The organism is Vibrio sp. S12_S33 (assembly GCF_963889785.1).
GTDB classification, from domain to species: Bacteria; Pseudomonadota; Gammaproteobacteria; order Enterobacterales; family Vibrionaceae; genus Vibrio; species Vibrio aestuarianus.
In genome coordinates this window covers 1-541 of sequence record NZ_CAWPQZ010000230.1, presented here as the reverse complement: position 1 = coordinate 541, position 541 = coordinate 1, and the positions used below count along the sequence as shown (strand labels likewise).

Sequence of the window (541 nt, the reverse complement as noted above, 5' to 3'; positions counted from 1 at the left end):
CCGTTGGAAGCGTGACATTGGTTTCAAAACCATCACTGTTCTCGGCCACGCTGACGCTGCCGTCCGCCGCATCGGCAATGGTTAACGTTGGCGCCGTGTCACTCACGCCATCACCGTCCGTATCACCCGGAATGGTGGTGTCTAAATCAAACGTCACTGGCGCGCTTTCAGCGGTGGTGTTACCCGCCGCATCGCTGATACTACTGGTGACGCTGTAGGCGCCTTCGTCCGTCAGACTTGGAATGGTAATGGCAGCCGTTCCAGTTAATGTATCTAGCAAGGTGACGGTGTAGGTTTGCTCTGTGATACTGCCATCGGGGTTGGTGATGGTTAAGGTCACCGTATCACCCACTTCCACACCCTCAGGAATGGTCACCACAGTGTCAAGACCGTCACTGTTTTCAGCCACGCTGGCGCTGCCATCGGCTGCATCGGCTATGGTCAAGGTTGGCGCGGTGTCGCTTACACCATCACCGTCCGTATCACCCGGAATAGTAGTGTCTAAATCAAACGTTACTGGCGCACTTTCAGCGGTGGTATT

At 55.3% G+C, this 541-nt stretch carries 1 pseudogene; it reads right to left on the bottom strand.

Annotated features, from left to right (window positions below):
- Positions 1–541 (bottom strand): annotated as a pseudogene (locus AACW06_RS19995) (Ig-like domain-containing protein); the annotation flags it as partial.